The organism is Leclercia sp. W17, from assembly GCF_003336325.1.
In the GTDB taxonomy this organism is placed as follows: Bacteria; Pseudomonadota; Gammaproteobacteria; order Enterobacterales; family Enterobacteriaceae; genus Enterobacter.
Window position 1 is genome coordinate 2954656 of sequence record NZ_CP031101.1, and the last position, 23243, is coordinate 2977898.

The 23243-nt window shown below is 53.1% G+C and carries 32 protein-coding genes and 1 tRNA gene; 16 read left to right on the forward strand and 17 right to left on the reverse strand.

Annotated features, from left to right (window positions below):
* Positions 1-308 precede the first annotated feature (308 nt).
* The 10 genes from DVA44_RS14635 to arsH all read right to left on the reverse strand — a co-directional run bounded on the left by DVA44_RS14635 (position 309) and on the right by arsH (position 5995).
* The gene (locus DVA44_RS14635; RefSeq protein ID WP_103179202.1) at positions 309-632 is read right to left on the reverse strand and encodes a four-helix bundle copper-binding protein; all 324 of its coding nucleotides are present in this window, start codon (positions 630-632) and stop codon (positions 309-311) included.
* Positions 633-793: 161 nt separating this feature from the next.
* On the reverse strand, positions 794-979 hold the full coding sequence (locus DVA44_RS14640) for a hypothetical protein (RefSeq protein WP_114387378.1): 186 nt from the start codon (positions 977-979) through the stop codon (positions 794-796).
* An 89-nt stretch (positions 980-1068) separates the two neighbouring features.
* Positions 1069-1145, reverse strand: a tRNA-Arg gene (locus DVA44_RS14645).
* 1012 nt (positions 1146-2157) lie between these two features.
* Complete coding sequence (locus DVA44_RS14650; protein WP_114387379.1) at positions 2158-2772, reverse strand: hypothetical protein; 615 nt, start codon at positions 2770-2772, stop codon at positions 2158-2160.
* Positions 2773-2785: 13 nt separating this feature from the next.
* On the reverse strand, positions 2786-3817 hold the full coding sequence (locus DVA44_RS14655; RefSeq protein WP_114387380.1) for a DUF968 domain-containing protein: 1032 nt from the start codon (positions 3815-3817) through the stop codon (positions 2786-2788).
* The gene (locus DVA44_RS14660; protein ID WP_039028978.1) at positions 3817-4173 is read right to left on the reverse strand and encodes a RusA family crossover junction endodeoxyribonuclease; all 357 of its coding nucleotides are present in this window, start codon (positions 4171-4173) and stop codon (positions 3817-3819) included. Before DVA44_RS14660 ends, DVA44_RS14655 begins: the two co-directional genes overlap by 1 nt.
* A complete protein-coding gene (locus tag DVA44_RS14665) occupies positions 4170-4376 on the reverse strand; it encodes a hypothetical protein (protein ID WP_114387381.1) in 207 nt (68 codons plus the stop codon). Before DVA44_RS14665 ends, DVA44_RS14660 begins: the two co-directional genes overlap by 4 nt.
* 130 nt (positions 4377-4506) lie before the next feature.
* On the reverse strand, positions 4507-4752 hold the full coding sequence (locus tag DVA44_RS14670; RefSeq protein WP_114387382.1) for a hypothetical protein: 246 nt from the start codon (positions 4750-4752) through the stop codon (positions 4507-4509).
* A gap of 36 nt (positions 4753-4788) precedes the next feature.
* A complete protein-coding gene (locus DVA44_RS14675) occupies positions 4789-5022 on the reverse strand; it encodes a DinI-like family protein (RefSeq protein ID WP_114387383.1) in 234 nt (77 codons plus the stop codon).
* Between the two features lie 274 nt (positions 5023-5296).
* Positions 5297-5995: an arsenical resistance protein ArsH gene (arsH, locus tag DVA44_RS14680; protein WP_114387384.1), complete on the reverse strand. Its 699-nt coding sequence runs from the start codon at positions 5993-5995 to the stop codon at positions 5297-5299.
* A gap of 85 nt (positions 5996-6080) precedes the next feature.
* On the opposite strand from arsH, the gene DVA44_RS14685 reads away from it, so the two are divergent.
* From DVA44_RS14685 to arsC, 3 genes are read left to right on the forward strand one after another with little or no spacing between them, the layout of a single operon-like run.
* Positions 6081-6401 (forward strand): transcriptional regulator, encoded by a 321-nt coding sequence (locus DVA44_RS14685; RefSeq protein WP_114387385.1) that lies wholly within the window; start codon positions 6081-6083, stop codon positions 6399-6401.
* A gap of 44 nt (positions 6402-6445) precedes the next feature.
* Complete coding sequence (locus DVA44_RS14690; RefSeq protein ID WP_114387386.1) at positions 6446-7735, forward strand: arsenic transporter; 1290 nt, start codon at positions 6446-6448, stop codon at positions 7733-7735.
* A gap of 12 nt (positions 7736-7747) precedes the next feature.
* Positions 7748-8173, forward strand: a complete 426-nt coding sequence (gene arsC, locus DVA44_RS14695) for a glutaredoxin-dependent arsenate reductase (protein WP_114387387.1) — start codon at positions 7748-7750, stop codon at positions 8171-8173.
* Positions 8174-8294: 121 nt separating this feature from the next.
* On the opposite strand, the gene DVA44_RS14700 is transcribed toward arsC, so the two are convergent.
* Genes DVA44_RS14700 through DVA44_RS14720 form a run of 6 tightly spaced genes read right to left on the reverse strand, consistent with a single transcriptional unit; the run spans position 8295 to position 11277 of the window.
* Positions 8295-8555 (reverse strand): DUF977 family protein, encoded by a 261-nt coding sequence (locus tag DVA44_RS14700; RefSeq protein ID WP_114387388.1) that lies wholly within the window; start codon positions 8553-8555, stop codon positions 8295-8297.
* Positions 8556-8558: 3 nt separating this feature from the next.
* A complete protein-coding gene (locus DVA44_RS14705; RefSeq protein WP_114387389.1) occupies positions 8559-8978 on the reverse strand; it encodes a PerC family transcriptional regulator in 420 nt (139 codons plus the stop codon).
* A 15-nt stretch (positions 8979-8993) separates the two neighbouring features.
* Complete coding sequence (locus DVA44_RS14710; RefSeq protein ID WP_139157124.1) at positions 8994-9539, reverse strand: replication protein P; 546 nt, start codon at positions 9537-9539, stop codon at positions 8994-8996.
* Positions 9451-10449, reverse strand: coding sequence for a DnaT-like ssDNA-binding domain-containing protein (locus DVA44_RS25565; protein WP_139157102.1), 999 nt, complete (start codon positions 10447-10449; stop codon positions 9451-9453). Before DVA44_RS25565 ends, DVA44_RS14710 begins: the two co-directional genes overlap by 89 nt.
* Before the next feature lie 51 nt (positions 10450-10500).
* A complete protein-coding gene (locus tag DVA44_RS14715; RefSeq protein ID WP_114387390.1) occupies positions 10501-11055 on the reverse strand; it encodes a toxin YdaT family protein in 555 nt (184 codons plus the stop codon).
* A gap of 9 nt (positions 11056-11064) precedes the next feature.
* Complete coding sequence (locus DVA44_RS14720) at positions 11065-11277, reverse strand: helix-turn-helix transcriptional regulator (protein WP_032651371.1); 213 nt, start codon at positions 11275-11277, stop codon at positions 11065-11067.
* Between the two features lie 102 nt (positions 11278-11379).
* Between DVA44_RS14720 and DVA44_RS14725 the strand changes: the two genes are divergently transcribed.
* The 8 genes from DVA44_RS14725 to DVA44_RS14760 all read left to right on the forward strand — a co-directional run bounded on the left by DVA44_RS14725 (position 11380) and on the right by DVA44_RS14760 (position 17360).
* The gene (locus tag DVA44_RS14725; RefSeq protein ID WP_114387391.1) at positions 11380-11787 is read left to right on the forward strand and encodes a helix-turn-helix domain-containing protein; all 408 of its coding nucleotides are present in this window, start codon (positions 11380-11382) and stop codon (positions 11785-11787) included.
* A 282-nt stretch (positions 11788-12069) separates the two neighbouring features.
* Positions 12070-12192: a hypothetical protein gene (locus DVA44_RS26150; protein WP_256369318.1), complete on the forward strand. Its 123-nt coding sequence runs from the start codon at positions 12070-12072 to the stop codon at positions 12190-12192.
* A gap of 59 nt (positions 12193-12251) precedes the next feature.
* Positions 12252-12371, forward strand: a complete 120-nt coding sequence (locus DVA44_RS14735; protein WP_246843639.1) for a DUF1482 family protein — start codon at positions 12252-12254, stop codon at positions 12369-12371.
* 164 nt (positions 12372-12535) lie between these two features.
* Complete coding sequence (locus DVA44_RS14740; protein ID WP_114315316.1) at positions 12536-12871, forward strand: hypothetical protein; 336 nt, start codon at positions 12536-12538, stop codon at positions 12869-12871.
* Between the two features lie 3 nt (positions 12872-12874).
* Complete coding sequence (locus DVA44_RS14745) at positions 12875-13216, forward strand: Rrf2 family transcriptional regulator (RefSeq protein ID WP_114387394.1); 342 nt, start codon at positions 12875-12877, stop codon at positions 13214-13216.
* Positions 13217-13353: 137 nt separating this feature from the next.
* The gene (locus DVA44_RS14750) at positions 13354-15951 is read left to right on the forward strand and encodes an exonuclease (protein ID WP_168194491.1); all 2598 of its coding nucleotides are present in this window, start codon (positions 13354-13356) and stop codon (positions 15949-15951) included.
* 52 nt (positions 15952-16003) lie between these two features.
* Positions 16004-16249 (forward strand): excisionase, encoded by a 246-nt coding sequence (locus DVA44_RS14755; RefSeq protein WP_114387395.1) that lies wholly within the window; start codon positions 16004-16006, stop codon positions 16247-16249.
* Positions 16230-17360 (forward strand): phage integrase Arm DNA-binding domain-containing protein, encoded by a 1131-nt coding sequence (locus tag DVA44_RS14760; protein ID WP_114387396.1) that lies wholly within the window; start codon positions 16230-16232, stop codon positions 17358-17360. Before DVA44_RS14755 ends, DVA44_RS14760 begins: the two co-directional genes overlap by 20 nt.
* A gap of 117 nt (positions 17361-17477) precedes the next feature.
* Here DVA44_RS14760 and icd read toward each other — a convergent pair whose 3' ends face one another.
* Positions 17478-18728 carry an NADP-dependent isocitrate dehydrogenase gene (gene icd, locus DVA44_RS14765; protein ID WP_114387397.1) on the reverse strand — a complete coding sequence of 417 codons (1251 nt, stop codon included), beginning with the start codon at positions 18726-18728 and terminating at the stop codon, positions 17478-17480.
* A gap of 117 nt (positions 18729-18845) precedes the next feature.
* On the opposite strand from icd, the gene rluE reads away from it, so the two are divergent.
* The 5 genes from rluE to purB are packed head-to-tail and all read left to right on the forward strand — an operon-like array spanning position 18846 to position 23181.
* Positions 18846-19517, forward strand: coding sequence for a 23S rRNA pseudouridine(2457) synthase RluE (gene rluE / locus DVA44_RS14770; protein ID WP_114387398.1), 672 nt, complete (start codon positions 18846-18848; stop codon positions 19515-19517).
* A complete protein-coding gene (locus DVA44_RS14775; protein WP_114387399.1) occupies positions 19510-19983 on the forward strand; it encodes an NUDIX domain-containing protein in 474 nt (157 codons plus the stop codon). Before rluE ends, DVA44_RS14775 begins: the two co-directional genes overlap by 8 nt.
* A 41-nt stretch (positions 19984-20024) precedes the next feature.
* The gene (mnmA, locus tag DVA44_RS14780) at positions 20025-21134 is read left to right on the forward strand and encodes a tRNA 2-thiouridine(34) synthase MnmA (RefSeq protein ID WP_139157103.1); all 1110 of its coding nucleotides are present in this window, start codon (positions 20025-20027) and stop codon (positions 21132-21134) included.
* Between the two features lie 27 nt (positions 21135-21161).
* Entirely contained in the window at positions 21162-21791 is a 630-nt protein-coding gene (gene hflD, locus DVA44_RS14785; RefSeq protein WP_103823746.1) for a high frequency lysogenization protein HflD, read from the forward strand.
* Between the two features lie 19 nt (positions 21792-21810).
* Positions 21811-23181, forward strand: coding sequence for an adenylosuccinate lyase (gene purB / locus DVA44_RS14790; protein WP_114387400.1), 1371 nt, complete (start codon positions 21811-21813; stop codon positions 23179-23181).
* The last annotated feature ends 62 nt before the right edge of the window (positions 23182-23243 follow it).

Here is a 23243-nt window from a genome sequence, read left to right on the forward strand (position 1 = left end):
GTCAGGAGCTCCGGTTAATGGTTATGGCTTGGTTACGATTAAATAATAGCACTACTAACGAAGCGCATATAAAAAAAGCCTGCTTTTGCAAGCAGGCAATACTAAACCCAGGTATTGATACTAAGACAGGTGCCGGGTGCCTCCCGGTGACTCGTTACCAGTTATACGAGCCGCAAGCATATCTGCACTTAGCAGTTAACTGGATTGCCCCGCCGCACAGGGGGATTCACCTGACTCTTAACAATAGCAAAAGTTTGTCAGAATTCTAAAGTGTCGATGCTCAAACAGAAAACTGGAAGCAAGTTCCATTAAGCCATCGAGCGGCACGCTTCTGCGCAACGAAGGCAAGCTTCAGAGCATTTCTGACAATGTTCTGCTTCGTGCTTCCCACATTCTTCACCGCATTTCTGACAGACTTCTGCGCAGACCCGGCATAGCGATTTGGCAAATTCACTATCAAAGGTCATAAATTGCGCTGCAAGCCGACAAATATTCGCGCACTGCATATCGAGTCTTATGCACTCACGCATCATATCCACTTGTTCTTCTTTCAGACATGAAGCAGCACAATAATCACAGGCAGCCGCGCATTTGTAGCAGGCCTCGATGCATTCAGCATGGTTAATTGGCATATTTCGCTCCTTTCAGTCGTAAGCAGAAAACTAAGTCTGGTTACAGGAGTGCGATGATGCCAGTTAATAGGAGCGTTATTCCAAATTCGCCTAAATTGTAATTACAGGGAACGCATTCGAATAACGACTACCTTCATCAAATTCCGAAACGACTAACGATCTCATGATGGTGTAAGAGGACCTTCCAGAACTTCTGCTTCACCATTATCACAAATGGGATCCCCCTGCGTCAGGTGCCAGATACCGGTTACGGTCTTACCCGTTTCAAGGTCTTCCGTTTCTCCATGGGTATAGTAGGCAACCTGAACTCTGCCATTGTGCTGTATCCAGTAAAAACCTTCTCTCATACCTCACCCTCCCTCACTGAGGAGAGAGAGTAACCATTCTGATTGCAGGCTGGTGTTAGAAATACTTAATTATGAGTGAAGCGATGTAATGGTCCGCCATCGAGGATTCGAACCCCGAACCACAGAGGTAGAAGCTCCGTGCTTTCTCCGGTTGAGCTAATGACGGTAAAAAAAGACCAGCAGTGAATGCTGGTCAGAAACGCCGTTGTATACACAGTGGGCAGTTGCCCAGGTCACTCTAGTTATTTCGTGAGAGCATTATCGAATGCTAATTCAAATATAGCATTGCTAATAAAAATGGCACTATTTCTAAGGCCGTCCAAAGTCGGCCTTAGAAATAATTAATACTGAATTTGTGATGCCGGGTGCCTCCCGGTGATCCTGCGCCAGACCACAGAACCGCGCTCTATACACCTGCCATGTCTGGTCGCCCCGCCGCATAGGGGGATTCATCACAGGCACAGCCTAGTCTTATTCCTGCCATAAAGCTATTTATATCTGTATATTTATTCAGTATGAACAAAAAGACCAACGGTGCTGTGCTAGCCAGGGTCATGTAAAACAAAAAGGCCGCCAATCGGCAGCCTTAGAAATAAATGATATTGAAGATGTGATGCCGGGTGCCTCCCGGTGACTCTATGCTAGACCACAGAATCGCGTCATTCACCTCCCAGTCTAGTCGCCCCACCGCTTAGGGGGATTCACCACAGACGCAGCCTAATCGCTTTCCTGCAATAAAGCTAACTTTATCTGTTTATTTATTCAGTATGAACGAAAAAGACCGGCGATACTATGAAGACCAGAATCATGTAAAACAAAAAGGCCGCCAATCGGTAGCCCTGGGAAGAGATGATACTGAGGTTGTGGTGCCGGGTGCCTCCCGGTGACCCTGTGCTAGACCACAGAACCGCGTTTACAAACCCGACTCGTTTTGCCTAGCCGCCCCACCGCTGAGGGGGATTCACCACCGGGGCACTCTACGTGGCTTGCATCTTAAAAGATACATATCATTTACTATTTATTAATAATAAAAAACCCCGCCGGAGCGAGGTTTCGTAATTTGTTTGATAAAGGCTTTTCGTCGCTGCCATCGTGGCGCAGCTCTGCCAAGCATGAATGAATTATTCATTTTTCTGGCCCGTTTTCAACATAAATTGAAATATATTTTAATTGGCCTCTCAGTTTTGCTGAGTTTTCATCTGCCGGCGCACAGTCAAAAAGACCTTTGCCTGGAAGATTTCTAGGCACCAGCGCACGCGCTTACGCGCTTCGCCGTCAGTTAGCCAGGGAGCCACGTGCTGCAGTTCCCGGGTGATGTCGGAGATCTTCTTCCGGGTGGTATAGAACTGCAGGCCAACCAGATACACCGGGTCGTGCAGGTCGAAAGTGTTCAGCATGATCTGCTCGATAAAGTCAGCATCATCGCGGCGCTCGCTCTCTTCGATTAACGCTGACAGAGTCACCGGCCACAGAATGGCCCGGGCACGCAACGCCGCCTGCACGCCACGGAACCCCTCTTCCCTCGCCTGGCCCAGAGCCTCAGTTATGCGCGACAGCTGACTGTCCGACCACTCCGATTGCTTGACCTCAGACCAAAACTGGCTGCAATTCTCCAGGCGGTATTGCGCGCGGGTTTTACCGCCGGCGCATTCGCCCCAGACCGTCAGCAAGGATTTGATCCACGCTGACTGAACGCCCGTTAATGGCGTGAACTTGCCGAGCCAGCTTTTACGCGGTGCAGATGCTGCTTTACCCAGACCTTCGATATGAATGCGGCGTTGACGTGGTGTCATCCTGTACTGCTCCTTAAGCCAGAACGCCGAGCGCAAAGGCCCGGTCCAGCACTCTGATTATCATTTCCGGTTGAGTACCGTGCTTACGCTCGAATTTCACCGGATCGTTATGTAGTTCGGTATGGTGCTGACGGCAAAGGGGGATCACGAGACTGTCGTGCGCCTTCGTTCCCATGCCCCCCTGCCCCCAGCCGATTAGATGGTGTGGATCATCTGACGGCCTGCCGCAGCACTCGCAGGGCTGCGTCTTAACCCATGCCAGATATTTGGGTTTGTCCCATCGGGCCCGCTTTGGCCGTTTCATGAGGGTCTGCGGTGATTCAGGTTCCACCAGCACGCCCACGACTGGCTTAATGGCTGGTGGTGTGGCTGCCGGTGCTACTGCTAGCGTGCGGGCCTTGTCAGCGATGATGCTGGTGGCTGGGACCGACGGCACTATCTCGCTCTCGCGGTACGTTTGTTTCTCCGCCGGCAGGCGCAATGCCTCGCGGGCAACGGATTCAGGCAGCGCATCGGTGACGCCGACACGAACAGCCCACCAGCACAACTCAGGTAGGGATATCTCGCGGGACTTGTCGATCGCCAGTGCCGACCGCGCAGTGTCCAGCACCCAGTCGATGACGTTCTGGCGCACCAGCTCCGCCAGACGTTCGGTGTACTGCTCGCTCAGCCGGTTGTCGCAGTGGCCGCAGAGAAGGATCGCGCCGGGCTCATGCCGCATGGTGGTCAGTTCGTGATAGTGGTAATCGCTGTGCTGGTACTGGCAGGTGCCGCCGCCGTGGCGCAGCAACCAGTATTCCAGGCCAGCCAGCCCACCAGCAGCGGTGATCACCTTTTCGTGGAGGAAGAACGGACGCAGCGCCGGATTGGCCGCCAGCGGCTGCCGCAGTTCGGGAACTCGCCCGGTCTCAAAGCTGGCCATGCTGGCAGGCTGGCTCTCCACCAGCACGCGCCCTGAAATGAACATGGGCATCAGCTCGCTGCCGGGTTTCAGCAGCACAACGCCCAGTTCCCGGGCGATAACCGGTTTCAGCAAGGCGCGCATCAGTCGATCTCCCCGATGATGATCTGCCCTTCTTCGCCCCAGCGCTTCGTCACGCGAGAATCCCAGATATGTGCGTCATCGGCATAGATGGCATCCATCAGGGCTTTTTCTAGGTTGTCTTTGTCAGGTTTCTGCTGGTGGGGCTTTCCCGCCATTTCCTGCCGCTTCTTCTTGCTCCAACTCGGGGGCATCGGGAGAATAAACGTAATGTGCGCGCCTGCTTCCGGCAGTTCGACACCCAGCAGACGAACGTGATCGCAGAACGCGCGGTACCGGAGAACCTCCGGCCGCTTTTTCCATTTATCCGCCCTGGTCATCCTGGGTTTGCCCATCGGGGTGATGTTGTAGGTCTTCACGCTTCCCTCCAGAGCTTTTGCTGGAAGGTTTTATCCTGACGCGGGGCTCTGTTTGCCTCAGGCAGATAAGCGGTGAGCGTCCAGTGGATGAGATCGAAATCAAGGCTGCGTACAGTCCGCACGTCATTAGCGCGATAGCGGGCCTCAAGCTCGTCCACTTCTTTCGTTGAGAGCTGGGTGTGGATGAAGCTGGTTTTCTTCATGCTGCCACCTGTAAGTGCGCAGGCAAAAAGAAACCGCTGATTCCGAAAGGAACCAGATTAAGTTTTTGTTTGGTAGGTTTTTGCGCCATGGTATCTCTCCAGTGGCGCAGCAGGTATAGGTTGTTCAGGCCTATGACGGGAGTTTAACAGAATTAAGCGAAACGCGGTAACCTGCCCGCTCCAGCATCTGCGTAAAGAGAGTTGGCGACCCTACAATCTCATCATCCAGAAGCGGCGTAAACGACAACTCATCACCTCGCCTGTACATCAGCGCGCGATCAAATTCAGGAAATGAGTGCAGCCGTGCAACGATAACCCCATCGTGACATCTGATGACTGCATAACCCTTTTTTGGAAATTTTTCTGTTTCTTTCACCGCACCCTCCACCCAGGAAACTAATTACATGCTGAATTAATAAAACCAGTCGTCAGCGCTTTCCCAGGTCTGCTGGAGGATCTCTTCTACCTTCTTCTTCGCGTCCTTTTCACCGCCCAGAACACTTAACCCATCTGAGCCTGTTCGTCGTATAACCAGGGTGCAATCCCCTACCTGATCCTGCAGTCGTGTTAACAGTTCTTTTTCCAGAGCCGGGACAGCGCCCTTAGGAAGTTCTTTATTTCTATCAATGCTTAACTCAACTCTCATAATAGCCTCCGCTGCATTTACTGTATGAATATACAGTATACCTGTAGGCCGGTTTGATCAATGCTTTAGGCACACAAAATGCCAATAAGAACTATGAAAAATGAGAGCATAACCCCGTTTGCCGCACGGTGTGCAAATCGCTCGTTCCAGTCTGTAAAGTTCAATAAGCGCTAACAGAGTCCCGCTTACAGGGGAAGTTAAAGAATAACTTCCGTTTTGTGCCAATAGCGGACGTTATTAAGCTCATGCAGTATGGATTAACGAATAAAAGGCATTATATTTTGTCCTGATTGACACGGGATGAAAGCTCCTGATGGCTCTCTTTTCGCTCGCTGTAACGATCCGCAAGATAGCCGGTTTGTCCCTTAAGCAGCAGCGTGATTTTAAACAGCTCCTCGGCTACATCGACGATGCGGTCATACCATGACGAAGGTTTCATACGTCCATTTTCATCGAATTCCTGCCAGGCTTTAGCCACAGAAGACTGGTTGGGGATCGTAAACATCCGCATCCAGCGGCCCAGAATACGCATCTGGTTCACTGCATTGAAGGACTGGGAGCCGCCGCAGACCTGCATTACCGCAAGTGTTTTGCCCTGTGAAGGACGAACCGCGCCTTCACTTAATGGTATCCAGTCGATCTGCGCCTTCATAACTGCGCTCATAGCCCCGTGCCGTTCCGGAGAACTCCACACCATCCCGTCACACCATCTGACCAGACCGCGTAGCTCTGTGACTTTAGGATGCGTGTCCGGAGCATCATCCGGCAGGGGTAAACCGGAGGGGTTAAAGAGTTTTACTTCCGCGCCCATTGCCGTCAGCAGGCGACCAGCTTCTTCCGCGGCAAAGCGGCTGTAGGAGCGCTCTCTTACTGAGCCATACAGGATTAGAATCCGTGGCGGCTCCTGCAGGTGCAGGCGTTCAGCGATGTGTTGATCAAAGCATTCGGTGTTCAGGGCAGGAAATTGTTCCATTTTTCTCCTCCGGAAAGAATAGATGATTTCAAAGTCAATACATATGATTTACCATATGTATATTCTAAAGGGAATGGAGTGATAAATGCTACAACCTGTTCAGCTTTTCAAAATCCTGTCGGATGAAACACGGCTCACCATCGTCATGCTTCTCCGGGAGTCCGGTGAACTGTGCGTCTGCGATATCTGCGCGGCCACCTCCGAATCGCAGCCCAAAATCTCGCGACATATGGCTATCCTGCGCGAGGCCGGGCTGGTACTTGACCGTCGTGAAGGCAAATGGATCCACTATCGTCTGTCACCCCACATACCGGCATGGGCAGCTGAGACAATCACTACGTCCTGGCAGTGTATGCGGGAGGATGTGCGTGAATGGCTGGATAAATCAGCCTGCACCTCCTGCTGAGAAAGAAAAACACATTTACATAATCATATATAACGGAGTCTGAGATGCTTCTGGCAGGGAGTATATTTTTACTGACGCTGGTACTGGTGATCTGGCAACCCAGAGGCCTGAGTATTGGCTGGAGCGCGAGTATTGGGGCTGTGCTGGCGCTGGGAACCGGTGTCATCCATATCGCTGATATTCCCGTTGTCTGGAATATCGTCTGGAACGCGACAGCAGCATTTATTGCAGTCATCATTATCAGCCTGCTGCTCGATGAGTCCGGCTTCTTTGAATGGGCTGCACTACACGTCTCCCGCTGGGGTAACGGACGTGGCCGCCTGCTGTTTACCTGGATAGTGTTGCTCGGTGCCGCTGTTGCTGCGTTGTTTGCCAATGACGGCGCCGCGCTGATCCTGACGCCGATTGTGATTGCGATGCTGCTTGCACTGGGGTTCAGCCAGGGCGCGACTCTGGCTTTTGTCATGGCCGCAGGATTTATCGCAGATACGGCCAGCCTGCCGCTCATTGTTTCTAACCTGGTGAATATCGTCTCGGCGGACTTTTTCGGTCTGGGCTTTACGCAGTACGCCTCCGTTATGATCCCTGTGGATGTGGCAGCGATTGCGGCCACCCTGGTCATGTTGCATCTCTTCTTCCGCAGGGATATTCCGGCCACGTATGACGTTTCGTTGCTGAAGACGCCTGCCAGTGCGATCAAGGATCCGGCAACCTTCAGGGCGGGCTGGATTGTCCTCTTATTGCTGCTTGTCGGTTTCTTTGTCCTGGAGCCGCTGGGGATCTCGGTCAGTGCGATAGCGACGGCTGGCGCAGCAGTGCTGTTTGTGGTGGCGAAAAGAGGTAATGCCATCAACACCGGGAAAGTCCTGCGCGGTGCGCCATGGCAGATCGTTATTTTCTCGCTCGGCATGTACCTGGTGGTCTATGGCCTGCGCAATGCAGGGCTCACGGATTACCTGTCTGGCGTGTTGAATCTTCTGGCAGATAAAGGGTTATGGGCAGCGACGTTCGGCACCGGTTTCCTGACGGCATTTCTCTCATCGGTGATGAACAATATGCCGACGGTACTGATTGGCGCGCTCTCGATTGACGGGAGTACGGCGACCGGCGTCGTCAAAGAGGCAATGGTTTATGCCAATGTGATTGGCTGCGATTTAGGCCCGAAAATCACCCCGATTGGCAGTCTGGCAACCCTGCTGTGGCTGCATGTGCTTGCTCAGAAAAATATAAAGATTACCTGGGGATATTACTTCCGTACCGGCATTGTCATGACTGTGCCGGTGCTGTTTGTTACTCTGGCCGCGCTGGCGTGGCGGCTCTCTGTCACTTTGTAATGAGATACTAATATGAGCAATATAACCATCTATCACAACCCGGCCTGTGGCACCTCACGCAACACGCTGGAGATGATCCGCAACAGCGGTAACGAACCGACGATAATTTATTATCTCAATACCCCTCCGACCCGGGATGAGCTTATTAAACTTATTTCAGATATGGGAATTACGGTGCGCGCCTTGCTGCGTAAAAACGTTGAGCCTTATGAGCAACTGGGACTTGATGAAGAGAAATTTAGTGATGAGCAGTTGATTGATTTCATGCTTCAACATCCGATCCTGATTAATCGGCCGATTGTCGTTACGCCGCTTGGCACTCGTCTTTGCCGTCCTTCAGAAATAGTGCTGGATATTCTACCGGAAGGCCAGAAAGGAGCGTTTACCAAAGAGGATGGCGAGAAGGTCATTGACGAAACGGGGAAGCGGGTTAATTAATCAACCCACTTCAAAATATCGGACGCCTGTTTACGCTATGCTGGCGCCCGATTTTCGCTCATAACCGCCCTAAAAATCCTTACCGGGCGGCTTGGTAATAGTTGATCCTCAAGCTTTAGTTTCATTTCGCCGTCATACGATGGGTGTAACGCTCCATGTCAAAGTCGATAACTGCCCGCTGGTCGCGGAAGACGCCGCAGCGTCCGTGGCGGATAAGATGACCCTGCTCTATGGCAGCCCGGATGTACTTCTCGGCGGTGGTGCGATGCAGGCCGAACATGGCGACGACATCATTGGTCGTAGCGCGGCCATTCTTTCTTACCAGCTCGATAATCCAGGCGATGAACAGGGTACGTTCCCTGTGTGTTTTTGGTCCTGGCATCAGTCAGGCCCTCCCCACCTGGCGCAGGCACTCTTTGCGGCGTTTGGCGATCCGGGCAACCTCCACAGAGCTGCAGGCAATGCCGAACATGTCCGAATACACCGCTGCAGCGCGGCGCCACAGCCCCTTTTCTTCCAGCGCCTTCGCTTTCTGTTCAGCGGCCTGCATCTTCACCGGGTCGCTTTTCTCCTCCATGCACGGAAGGATCACATCCGGAATATCGGCATGTGGTACCGCCGCATAGGTGTACTGAACGCTGTTGCGGGAGCGGGTTATCACTCCGTCGTCACTCAGCTCGCGCAGCAGTTTGCCTGCTGTTGCACCTGACATATCCAGCGCTTCGGAAACATCGCCGACGGCGCAGTTCGGTTGGTAGCGCACAAAAACTGCCACCTGCTCTTTCTGGGTTAATGGTTTGGTCATTGGTCATTACTCGATTTAGTTGGTTAAACCTGCCGCTTTGCGGCGCTTGTACTCTTCCATCAGCAGCTGCGCCGGAGTTGGCCCTGCCGGGTGCTGCGGTGCTGCAAGCTGGCGGCGAATCGGCGGTACCGAAAGGCCGTTACTGACGTGCTTGCTCCATTTTGTTAATAGCTTCTCTGCCAGTTTTTTGAGTTCCCCCTCTGTCATCTGGCGTTCCACGCCCGTTCTGCGCATCTCAATGCAAATGTGGTACAGCACTGGTTGCGACCACGGATATTTATCGCTGCCTGAGTATCGATATGACTCGTTGCGCCAGCGACGGTACTCCGACATGACACATTCGGACGTCAGGCCGAAGTGGTTAGCGCCGCTCTCTGAAACGAGCGATACAAACTCAGCAAGATCCGGCGGCCATGTGTTTCCAACCGCGCACCGCTCCATGCACTGCTGGCAGACCATCTTGATTTGTTGTTCATTCATCGAACCGACTTGGGCTATCCAGAGCGCCGAAGGCTCCGCCCCATTCTTCTGCGTCCACCGGTTCGAGAATATTTCCCCCATGACCTGCCACAGGCGCCATGCTGTTTCCGTTGCCATCAAGTCCATTACGGCGGCGCCACTCTGCGTGGGCTGACTGAATCTGCTGAACAGCCCTGGATGCTGTAGGCTCTCCCCGAACTCCTGCATTGTCTTTACCTCCGGTTTCCGGTTGTTTTTTCGATCTCACCAGCACGATGTGCCGTGCAAATTTCTGTTCCCACTGAACCTGGGTAAACACCTTGCCCTCTGACTCCCAGTACGACGCGAACTCAGCGAGCTCTGTGACAAGGTAATCAGGGTCGGGCAAAGCGACTCCCCACGTCGCCGCGCGCTGGCGAAAATCTCTGGACGGCAGCCACGCGCTGGTCATGGTGAATTTACCGATCGGCTCATCCAGCCCTTCGAGATATCTCGGCTTTTGAGGTTCGTCCTGATGAGGCTGAACCACGCTTTTCTCTTCGCGCTCGCTAAGAGAGGGGGTTATTACTTTCCCTTCCGTATCCGTATCCGTATCCGTATCCGTCAGTGAGGACTCATTGATAACTCCATGAGGGCTCACTGAGTCCTCACTGATTCCACCTTCGTTTTTTACTTCGGGCTCAGTGAGTGCAAGCGGCGACGGTATTTTTGTGGCTGAGGGACGATTGATTTTCTGATGCTTGGAAAAGCCCTTAATGCACAGGTAATCACTACCACTCACTGAATACTCAATGAGTAATCCATGAGTAATAAGCTCGCAGATGAGCGGCTCGCAGTCGATACTGTCTGCCGGGAATATCTGCATCTTGATGCGCTTCGGTGATCGTTCCAAGCAGCCCAGGTCATTAGCGAAATTAAACAACCCGATAAACAGCAAGCGGGCTGGAATTGAACACTCCACCACCTTCTCATCTGTCCAGAATTCAGGTTTCACTGTTCTGATACGGGCCATCTATATCCTCGTATTAACCAGCAAAGCTGGTAGTCATTGGTCAAAACTCGATTACAAGAACTGTGGCGCTACGGCACTAATACTTGCCAGTAGTGGTCCCGCCGTATCGGATGGCAAAAGGCTGAACAAAGCTATTGCTGCTTCACGGATCTCCTTTTCCAGTTTCTGCAAAGGAGCGCCCAGTAGCTTCGCCTGTAGGGCCTCGCTGCATTCTTTCATTGCGCTTGCCTCTAATTCGGCTTCGGTTTTACCCTGGCGAAGGCCATGCTTTCTGGCGATCTCAATCGGCATGGCGATGCTGATTGCGTTCGCGAGCTTCATGACGTAACCAGTGTACTTAGTAGAGTTGGTTTCATTTTTTAGGTAGCGATAAAGGTTCTGTTTATTCACAGTGATACCTCGCCCGCCCTCTTTAGCCCACTGTTCGGCCACCAGCTGGGTAACAACGTCCTGCGCCTGGCCGGGCAAAGTAAGCTCCCATTCACGAACGGCTGTCAGGATCACCTGGCGCCGCAAATTGTCTCTGCGGCGAGGTTCATACTGATTTTTAGTTTTCAGCGGAGCGATAGCCTTTTGGTTATCATGCTCATAAGTAATGGCTTGCATTTGAACTCCTTAACCATCTGTTAGTGGTGGGAAAACCTCATCTAATGAACAGCGCGCCCCCAGAGCATTTAGCGCGGCTACGATACGGCGGGAGTCTTCCAGGCTTGGCGTTCTCAGATTCGATTCATAGTTCGCCAAACGCGGTTGGTTCCAACCAATCTGTTGTGCAAGCGCCAGCTGGGAAATGTTTGCTTTTTTGCGATAGTGAGAAATTAGGTTCATCCGACTCTCCTGTAAGATGTGAACATTACTCACATATCGTGAATTGCATGTCAACATAATCGTGAATCGATAAAGATTCACTATGCGTGATAAAATCGACTCATGAAGACAATTGCAGAACAGATCGGCGAGCGTATTAAAACGCTGCGCATTCAAAAGGGATTGAGCCAGGCCCAAGCTGCAAAGTTATGCGGGTGGTCAGCTGCGTCTCGTCTCGCCAATTACGAATCCGGGTTGAGGAACGTTGGTGCTGACGATGCAATGGTTTTAGCTAGAATATTAGGCACCTCACCAGGTGAACTGCTTTTCGGTGACCGTGGTGATGAAGATAAATGGCTTACAGAAAAACAAAGAGTAATGCTCAATTTGTTCAAACAATTACCTGAAACTGAGCAAGACAGAATGATTGATATCTTCCAGGTCAGGCTTAAAGAAATTGATGAATACGTTGAGAAGTACCTTCGCGGAAGATTCAAGCCAATGGATGACCAGTCTGATACAAATAGCTAATTAACTCATACCATCCATAACCAGCCACCCGGCTGGTTTTTTTTCGTCCTTAAATCAAAATCCTCACGTTTTGTGAAAAATAAAATTCACTTTTTGTATTGACGTAATATTCACGCCATGTGAAACTTCGAGCACACCAAGCAGCAAGTAAGTCATTCAGGCAGGACGCCCATGTAGTAGCTGCCGGCGGCATATGAAACACCGGATGAGATGACAAAAACTAACGCGCAGCAGGCTTTACCGTTCCGTCGGCCAGACGTAAATGGCAATAAGGAGATGACCATGATCGACTACGCACGTAACCCCGTAAGACAGCAGGCTATTCGCCTAAACATCGTTGAAGTTTTAATCCGCAAGTTCTGCTACTTCATGGCGCAGAAAGGTAATCCAGAGCTCAACGCATGACCTCGCTCTTCGCCTTAATCGTTACCGTCTGCGCCCTCACCGGGGAATGCTCAGACATCATGCTCGGCGTTTATAACACCGAGGCGGTTTGTGAAGCAGCTGCCGCAGAGCAGCATGTGAAAGGACAGTGTTACCCGTACAAATCGGCTGACGACCATCAGCCAGCATTACATTTTTAATCGAGTTTTGACCAATGGCTGTTACCAGCCTGATGCCAGGTGCACATGGCATCGTGATGGTAATCCCACCATCGCAACCTAACAGGAGTCGATGACCTGTTCTGGTTAAATTGGAAAAGTTTTCTTTGCCCGTCACCCGTGGCGGGCCTTTTTCCGGAGGATTTATGTCAGCAGATGAACTGGCATTGCGATACAGCAGCGCGCCAGCTGAAGAGCTAATCGGCATCCTGCCTGTGCTTGAAGTTAAAGAGGCGTTGCGCGAAGAAGTCGAAGAAGAAGTATTGGACGATGTATGGCAGGAGCATCAGTTTGAAATCGAGGCTGTTCAAGAGCAGACCGACGAGGCAAACCGTCTGGCGCAGAAGTTTGAACTGGCTGCAGAGTCGTTCGGAACGGCGATAAAGCTGGCACTGACCCTTCCATACGACGAAGCAATCCAGGTGCTGCAGGATGCCATTGAAGATAACCCTGGCTACGGCCGGGATCCGGTGAAGGGATAGGCCATGGAATTTGGAATGAAACGAGTGATGGCGTCCGTCCAGGCTGTTGCTGTTCTGGATAGAATCTACTGCGGCAAGCCAGTACCCCTCGCCACACTGAGTAAAGAATCGAAGCTCTCGGTTTCCTACCTGGAGCAAATTTTTAAGCGGCTGCGCAGCGGCAAGCTGGTCAACTCGCACAGAGGCCCAGGCGGCGGATATAGCCTTCGTGACGGTGATATCTCAGTTTCAGCAGTCATCCGCGCAGTCAGCAAGATCCCGTCGAATACCACGTTCGACCCGGTGCTTGATGCACTTGATGGAGTGCTTATCTCTCAGCTGGCGAATAAGCCCGGCGCCCAATAAGCACAAAACCCGCGCAAGGCGGGTTAAGTACCCGGTCAGCCGACCAAAGCTTTCCGGAATCGAGTTTTGACCAATGACCACTACCTAAGCAGCGCTCATTAGCTGTTGGGTATCTTACACCCAAACGAGGCTCCAAGATGGAATTTTTTAATCATATTAAGGCAACCCAGAAATCAGGCAAACCTGACGCCGTCTACTGGGGGACATTTAAAACAGAAGCCCGCGCCAATCTTGCGCTGGATGTTGCACTCGAAGATGCAGAAATTGAAACTGGCCGCGGGAAAGACTACCTCAAGCCGATCCGTACAGACATGCCGGTTGTGGATGATCTGCCCGAAGAAGGTGTCGTTTGCTTTGAGTTCTGTAAGCGCTACACCCTGGCCGACGACCAGCGCACCTGGAAGGTGATCCCCGATGGCTCAACTCAGGGTGAAACCACCCCCACCCCGGTGGTGACCTGCGATGCAGATCTGCATGCCGCGCCTGTAACCTCTACTCACACCGCAGTCGCCGACAACACCTCCCTGCTTGAAAATCGCACCCCGGCTGTCCGTTTCGCCGTCCATCTGCTGGGTGACAAATACCTTTCGGAGATCAGCCAGGAGCAGCAAATCGTTGCCAATGAACTGGCGACCGATGAGGAGAATGCTTACTTCCAGAATTTGCTGCAGGCCAAAAATGACGTTGCTGATATTGGTGAACTCAGCCTGCATGCCGAGTGGAAACTGGTGCAGGCCGTCAAAGAGGTCTTCCCGCTGGACAAAGAACACGAATACGCGCTGTTTGCCGCCTTCATGGATGGCTGGATTAAGGCCGAAGACCGCAGCCAGCTGGTTGAGGACTGGAAGAGTGGCAAGCTTCCTGCCAAGGATGAGAAGCCAAAACCTCTGTATGAGTATGGCCTGAAGATCAGCGAACACGACGATGGTGGTGCCCACTACCCCGTTTGCAAAATGCCTTTCCGCAAACAGCTGCTGGCCCAACTTACGGTGGACGAACTGCGCCATCACATCACCCGCAGCGAGAATGCAGAGCTCTACGCACTGGAAATGGATACCGACAATGGCTACGTCCAGGATCTTCTGCTCGTCGCTGAAAACTTCCCGGAAGTTAAGGCTTTTGATACCAAAGACCTTTGGCGCTATACGAGTGCCATTCGCAAAGTGTTCAGCAAGGATAAACGCCATGAGCTGGGCCTGCTGCTGCAGTTCACTAAAGGCTGGGTAGCCACGCCATATATCGACCGCGGGATCCTGACGCGTGAATGGGCCGCTGGCAACCGCATCAATCACGTGCAGCGCACCGACGCTGGCACCAATGCCGACGGCGGGTATGTAACTGATCGCGGTGAAGGCGCGCATCACACTCTGGAAACCCTCGATCTGGAGATCGCCAGCGCCCTGCTGCCGATGGACTTCAACTATCGGGAAATCCCGGGCAGCATCGCCCGCCGCGCCAAGGAAATCATCGAGAAAAAAGAAGAACCATGGAAATCGTGGAGCAAAATTCTGCGCAACCAGCCCGGCATTCTGGCAGTGAACCGCACAGCCATCTTCAACCTGGTGCGCATCGCGCCGGAGAACATTCATCTGACGCCTGCGGCTCACCTTGAGTTCGTGAACCAGACAATGACGGCTGAGTTTAACGCTGCAACCGAACTGCTGCCGATCCCTGCAGCCTCCGCCGCTCTGGTTACGAATGAAATAACCACCAATCCTGCAGATGAAAAATCTTCTCGAGCCCCCCTCTGCACTCACGAGGAAAACCTGAAACGCGTACGTGAAGAGGGCGCACGCCGTCGTGCGGATGAGGCCAGCAGTCAGCCGCAGGTCGCGAACCTCGGCGGAGGCGTATTCGCCATTGATGGTCTGATGAACGAAAAACAACCAGAAAATGATGACCGTTCACCGGTTAATAAGGAGACCACCAGCGATGTGCAGATGGAAGAGACTGACCCGGCGGAAGGAAAAACTGGTAACCCGATTCAACCAGGCGAAAGCGCTGATGCAGCTGATCCGCAAACAAATGCTGTAGCTGAAACTATCTGCGACGGCTGTAGTGGCTGCCCGGACTGTGGCACCGTGGCTGGAGACGCAACCTATGCGGCGATGGAAGCGGGCCTGAAAGAAGAGCTGGAAGAGCTCGAGCCTGATTCCGCAAATTCGGAAACTATGTTCACACACCTGATGGTGGATCTCGAGACGATGGGCAAAAAGCCGGGCGCGCCGATCGTTTCAATCGGGGCCGTATTCTTTGCCCCGTCAAGTGGGAAAACCGGCGCTGAATTTTACCAGGTGATTAACCTCGAATCGTCGATGTCCTTCGGAGCCAGGCCGGACGCCAGCACCATCCTCTGGTGGCTGAAGCAATCGCCTGAAGCACGATCTGCAATTGTGGTGGATGATACGGTCGGTCTGGTGGAAGCGCTTGAGCAGTTCCTCGACTTCCTTGCTGAAAACGCGGCTAACGGTTCGAAGACAGTTCAGCTCTGGGGGAATGGTAGTTCGTTTGATTGTTCTCTTCTGGAAGCAGCTTTCGAACTGGCCGACACGCCCTTCCCGATCCCGCACTGGAACTATCGGGATGTGCGTACCGTCGTCGAACTGGGCAAAGCTGTTGGGTTGAACTCGCGCTACGACATCCCTTTTGAAGGCGATCAACACAATGCCTTGGCCGACGCCCGCCACCAGGTCAAATACGTTTCGGCTATCTGGCAGCGCCTGACAGCAATCTGATTTCAGTTTTTCAGCCAATGGCCCTTTTCTGGGCCATTATGAGGTAATGCATATGATCCAGATGTTAACTCTCGAAGAGTGGGCCGCTGAAAAATACAGAAGCAATCCTCCAAGCTTGTCGACACTTCGACGTTATGCGAAACAGAACCAGTTCTCTCCACCAGCAATGAAGCAGGGCCGTTTATGGCGCGTTCGTGAAGATGCTGAGTTGGTAGGAGAACTGGCCGCGCCGATAGTTAAGAAAAACGACTCCATATTGCTGCAAAGGATTTTGAACGATGGCTGCCAGACCACGTAAAAACAATGTTTCTGTACCGAACCTTTACCCTCTCTACAGCAGGAAGGTGAACAAGATTTACTGGCGCTATAAACATCCAATCACCGGCAAGTTCCATGCGCTGGGCACTGACGAAGTGGAGGCCATTGCGATTGCTACAGAGGCAAACGCGCGCCTGGCGGACCAAAGAACCAGGCAAATTCTTGCGATTAGCGACAGGATCGCCACCAGCAAGGGTAAAGCGATCACTGTATCCACATGGCTGGATCGATACTGGAAGATTCAGGAAGAACGTCTGGCGGCGGGCGACATCAAGCTGAACACATTCAAACAGAAAACCAAACCGGTTTCGTTACTACGAGAGCGAGTCGGTATGAAGCTACTGCCATCAGTGGATGTTCGCGATATTGCTCAGTTGCTCGATGAGTACGTCACTGCCGGCCAGCCGAGAATGGCCCAGGTCGTAAGAACTGTGCTGGTTGATATTTTCAAAGAAGCTCAGCATGCGGGTGAAGTTCCTCCGGGTTACGATCCAGCATCAGCAACTAAAAAGCCCCGACGAAAAATTACCCGCCAGCGCCTCAGCCTGGAGGAATGGCAGAAGATATTCGAGATTGCAGATAGCACCCATCAGTATATGGGGAATGCCATGTTGCTGGCATTAGTGACGGGCCAGCGCCTCGGTGATATTTCCAATATGAAGTTTAGCGATGTCTGGGATGATCACCTGCATGTGCTTCAGGAAAAAACAGGGAGCAAAATTGCCATCCCGCTATCGCTTCGCCTGAACGCCATAAACTGGAGCCTGCGCGACATAATTTCACGCTGCCGAGATTATGCCGTTAGCCCCTATCTGGTTCATTTTTTCAGAGCTACTTCTCAAGCAGATCGTGGTGCCCAGGTTAAATCCAATACATTGACAACGAATTTCAGCAAGGCACGCGATAAAGCTGAGATCCCGTTACAAGAAGGTAAGACCCCTTCTACTTTTCACGAGCAGCGATCCTTAGCGGAAAGATTATATAAAGCGCAAGGTGTAAACACGAAAGAACTCTTGGGACATAGGTCCCAGCAGCAGACCGATGGCTATCATGATGACCGCGGGAAGGACTGGACGACAATCGCGATATAGGATTTTGGGGTGGGGTTTTGATAACTTGTTTTGATAAACTTTTGATAACCGTTCGAAAGCTAATAATAAAAAACGGGAGCCGACAGGCTCCCGTTCTTACATAACCCGGAAACCGGATTACATGTTCGCGATGATCGCATCACCAAACTCTGAACATTTCAGCAGCTTAGCGCCTTCCATCAGACGTTCGAAATCGTAAGTTACGGTTTTGGCGTTAATAGCGCCTTCCATACCTTTAACGATCAGGTCTGCGGCTTCGAACCATTCCATATGACGCAGCATCATTTCTGCGGAGAGGATGATGGAACCTGGGTTCACTTTATCCTGACCAGCATACTTCGGTGCGGTACCGTGGGTCGCTTCGAACAGGGCGCACTCGTCACCGATGTTCGCGCCTGGTGCGATACCGATACCGCCAACCTGCGCCGCCAGGGCGTCGGAGATGTAGTCACCGTTCAGGTTCATACAGGCGATAACGTCGTATTCAGCCGGACGCAGCAGGATCTGCTGCAGGAACGCATCGGCGATGACATCTTTAATGATGATCTCTTTGCCGGTGTTCGGGTTCTTGATCTTCTGCCATGGGCCGCCGTCGATCAGCTCGCCACCGAACTCTTCCGCCGCCAGCTGGTAACCCCAGTCTTTGAACGAACCTTCGGTGAACTTCATGATGTTGCCTTTGTGAACGATGGTCACAGAGTCACGGTCGTTGGTGATCGCGTACTCAATCGCTGCACGAACCAGGCGCTTGGTGCCTTCTTCGGAGCACGGCTTGATGCCGATACCGCAATGTTCAGGGAAGCGAATTTTCTTCACGCCCATCTCTTCGCGCAGGAACTTGATGACTTTCTCGGCTTCTGCGGAGTCCGCTTTCCACTCGATGCCCGCATAGATATCTTCGGAGTTCTCACGGAAGATAACCATGTCGGTCAGTTCTGGGTGTTTAACCGGGCTTGGGGTACCCTGGTAGTAACGTACCGGGCGCAGGCAGACGTACAGGTCGAGTTCCTGACGCAGAGCAACGTTCAGGGAGCGAATACCGCCACCAACTGGGGTAGTCAGCGGGCCTTTGATGGCAACGCGGTAGTCACGAATCAGGTCCAGCGTTTCAGCTGGCAGCCAGACGTCCTGGCCGTAAACATGGGTAGATTTTTCACCGGTGTAAATTTCCATCCAGGAAATTTTACGCTCGCCTTTATAGGCTTTCTCAACAGCGGCATCCACCACTTTCAGCATCGCTGGGGTTACATCAACACCGATACCGTCACCTTCGATGAACGGGATAATCGGATTGTTTGGAACGTTCAGCTTACCGTCTTGCAGGGTGATCTTTTTACCTTCCGCCGGAACAACTACTTTGCTTTCCATTAACCTCTCCTTCGAGCGCTTCTGGTTGTTACTGATCTTATGTTAATAATTTGTAATGAGCCCACCGATAGTACCTGAATGTCTGGCGCCATGAAAGGCATTCGTTATTAGGCTATAATGCGGCAATTGATAACGTCTGAAAATACCATGCAGAAAACTTCTTTTAGAAATCACCGGGTTGAACGATTCAGCACCCGACAAGCGTCCAGACCACGCAAGCAACGCGCGCCAATACGCGTCGTTTTGTTCAATAAACCTTACGATGTCCTGCCGCAGTTTACCGACGAAGCCGGGCGCAGCACGTTGAAGGATTACATCCCCGTTCAGGGGGTCTATGCCGCAGGCCGACTCGATCGCGACAGCGAAGGGCTGATGGTGCTCACCAACGACGGCGAGCTGCAGGCCAGGCTCACCCAGCCGGGAAAACGCACCGGCAAAATCTACTATGTGCAGGTTGAAGGCGTCCCGGACGACGCGGCGTTAACGGCGTTGCGTAACGGCGTTACGCTGAACGACGGCCCTACCCTGCCCGCAGGCATTGAGCTGGTGAATGAGCCAGAGTGGCTCTGGCCGCGCAATCCGCCGATCCGCGAGCGCAAATCGATTCCCGTTTCGTGGATCAAAGTCACCATTTATGAAGGCCGTAACCGCCAGGTGCGGCGCATGACGGCCCATGTCGGCCATCCGACGTTGCGTCTGATCCGCTACGCCATGGGCAATTACACGCTGGATAACCTCGCCAACGGTGAGTGGCGGGATGTTACCGAACAAGGAGAGCCTCATGTTTAAACCACATGTCACAGTGGCCACGATTGTGCACGCCCAGGGCAAATTTTTGGTGGTGGAAGAGACCATCAACGGCAAAGCGCTCTGGAATCAGCCTGCGGGCCACCTTGAAGCCGACGAGACGCTGGTCCAGGCGGCGCAGCGTGAACTGTGGGAAGAGACCGGCATTCATGCCAGGCCGCAACATTTCATCCGCCTCCATCAATGGATCGCGCCGGACAAAACGCCGTTTTTGCGCTTCCTGTTCGCCATTGAGCTTAACGAAACGTGCGCCACTGAGCCGCACGACAGCGATATCGATCATTGCTTGTGGGTGGATGCCGACACCATTCTCAACGCAACAAATCTGCGCTCCCCGCTGGTTGCTGAGAGCATTCGCAGCTACCTGACCGACCAGCGTCTGCCGCTGGAGACCATTGGCGAATTTAACTGGCCGTTTACAGAGGGTGTCAATGCCGGGGGCGCGTGATAGAATACGCCGCCTTGAAGTTCAATGTCGTGAGTATTCCAATGTCTGAAAGCCAAAAAAAAGTGATCGTCGGCATGTCCGGCGGCGTCGATTCTTCCGTCTCTGCCTGGCTGTTGCTGCAACAGGGCTATAAGGTTGAAGGCCTGTTCATGAAGAACTGGGAAGAGGACGATGGCGAGGAATACTGCACGGCCGCCGCGGATCTGGCTGATGCCCAGGCGGTATGCGACAAGCTCGGCATTGAACTGCACACCGTCAATTTTGCCGCAGAGTACTGGGATAACGTGTTCGAGCATTTTCTGGCTGAATACAAAGCCGGCCGCACGCCAAACCCGGATATTCTGTGCAACAAAGAGATCAAATTTAAAGCCTTCCTTGAGTTCGCCGCTGAAGATCTGGGTGCTGACTACATCGCCACCGGCCACTACGTGCGCCGCGCGGATGTCGACGGCAAAAGCCAGCTGCTGCGCGGGCTCGACGGCAACAAAGATCAGAGTTACTTCCTCTATACCCTCGGCCACGAACAGATTGCCCAGAGCCTGTTCCCGGTGGGTGAGCTGGAAAAACCAGAAGTGCGTAAAATCGCCGAAGAGCTGGATCTGATTACCGCGAAGAAAAAAGACTCTACCGGTATCTGCTTTATTGGTGAGCGCAAATTCCGTGAGTTCCTTGGCCGCTATCTCCCTGCCCAGCCGGGTAAGATCGTGAGCGTAGATGGCGATACCATCGGCGAGCATCAGGGGCTGATGTATCACACCCTGGGCCAGCGTAAGGGCCTCGGTATCGGCGGTATCAAAGAGGGTAGCGAAGATCCGTGGTACGTTGTCGATAAAGATGTCGAAAACAATATTCTGATTGTGGCCCAGGGTCATGACCATCCGCGTCTGATGTCCGTCGGGCTGATTGCCCAACAGCTGCACTGGGTCGACCGCGAGCCGCTGAAAGGCACGCTGCGCTGCACGGTGAAAACCCGCTATCGTCAGACCGATATCCCCTGCACCGTGACTGCGCTTGATGATGAACGCATTGAGGTGCGTTTCGACGAGCCGGTCGCCGCCGTGACCCCGGGTCAGTCTGCTGTCTTCTACAGCGGTGAAATCTGCCTTGGCGGCGGTATCATCGAACAACGCCTGCCGCTGACCGCGGTTTAATGCGATAACACACAGAAAGGAGCAAGTGTGGCGAAGAACTATTATGACATCACCCTAGCGCTGGCAGGAATTTGCCAGTCTGCCCGTCTGGTGCAACAGCTGGCGCATCAGGGTCACTGCGATGCTGACGCGCTGCACGTTTCGCTCAACAGCGTCGTGGATCTGAACCCCAGTTCAACCCTCGGCGTGTTTGGTGGTAGCGAAGCGAATCTTCGTCTCGGTCTGGAAACCTTGCTCGGCGTGTTAAATGCCAGCAACCGTCAGGGGCTCAACGCCGAACTGACGCGTTATACCCTCAGCATGATGGTGCTGGAGCGTAAGCTGAATGCCGCCAAAGGGGCGATGGATACCCTCGGTGAGCGCATTACCGGCCTGCAGCGCCAGCTGGAACATTTCGAGCTGCAGTCCGACACCTTACTCAGCGCCATGGCGGGCATCTATGTGGATGTTATCAGCCCACTGGGGCCGCGCATCCAGGTGACCGGCTCCCCTGCCGTATTGCAAAGCCCGCAGGTGCAGGCCAAAGTACGCGCCTCCCTGCTCGCCGGTATTCGTGCCGCGGTACTGTGGCAACAGGTCGGCGGTGGCCGCCTGCAGCTAATGTTTTCTCGTAATCGCCTGACTACTCAGGCAAAACAAATTCTTGCTCATTGTTAACCTCCCGGAGTTGCGAATTATGGAATTATCCTCACTGACCGCCGTTTCCCCTGTCGATGGACGCTACGGCGATAAAGTCAGCGCGCTGCGCGGGATCTTCAGCGAATATGGTCTGCTGAAATTCCGTGTACAGGTTGAAGTACGCTGGCTGCAAAAGCTGGCCGCGCAGGCAGCAATTAAGGAAGTTCCTGCTTTTGACAGCCAGGCAAACGATTACCTCGATAAAATCGTCGCAGAATTCAATGAAGAAGATGCCGCGCGCATTAAGACCATTGAGCGCACCACCAACCACGACGTGAAGGCAGTTGAGTATTTCCTGAAAGAGAAAGTGGCAAGCGTCCCGGCCCTGCACGCGGTATCTGAATTTATTCACTTCGCCTGTACCTCAGAAGATATCAACAACCTCTCCCACGCGCTGATGCTCTCTACCGCGCGTGAAGAAGTGGTGCTGCCATACTGGCGCAAAATCATCGACGCGGTGAAAGCCCTGGCGGTGGAGTATCGCGATATCCCGCTGCTCTCCCGTACCCACGGCCAGCCTGCAACCCCGTCCACCATCGGCAAAGAGATGGCGAACGTCGCTTACCGTATGGAGCGTCAGTACCACCAGCTTGAGCAAGTGGAGATCCTCGGTAAAATCAACGGCGCCGTGGGTAACTATAACGCCCACATCGCAGCCTACCCGGAAGTGGACTGGCACCAGTTCAGCGAAGAGTTCGTTACCTCTCTGGGGATCCAGTGGAACCCGTACACCACCCAGATTGAGCCGCACGACTACATTGCCGAGCTGTTTGACTGCATCGCGCGCTTCAACACCATTCTGATCGACTTCGACCGCGACATCTGGGGTTACATCGCCCTGAACCACTTCAAGCAGAAGACCATCGCCGGTGAAATCGGTTCATCCACCATGCCGCACAAGGTCAACCCAATCGACTTCGAAAACTCCGAAGGCAACCTGGGTCTGGCAAACGCGCTGCTGCAGCACATGGCCAGCAAACTGCCGGTTTCCCGCTGGCAGCGCGACCTGACCGACTCCACCGTGCTGCGTAACCTGGGCGTGGGCATCGGCTACGCGCTGATTGCGTATCAGTCTACCCTGAAGGGTGTGAGCAAGCTGGAAGTGAACCGCGAGCGTCTGCTCGACGAACTGGATCACAACTGGGAAGTGCTGGCGGAGCCAATCCAGACCGTAATGCGTCGCTATGGTATTGAGAAGCCGTACGAAAAACTGAAAGAGCTGACCCGCGGCAAGCGCGTCGATGCCGAAGGCATGAAGCAGTTTATCGACGGTCTGGCCCTGCCAGAAGAGGAGAAAACCCGTCTGAAAGCGATGACTCCGGCAAACTACATCGGTCGCGCCATTGCGATGGTTGATGAGCTGAAATAACGCTTTTTACCCTCTTTCCGCCCGGAAAGAGGGTTCCTTTCCCCCGGTTTACGAAATGTTTA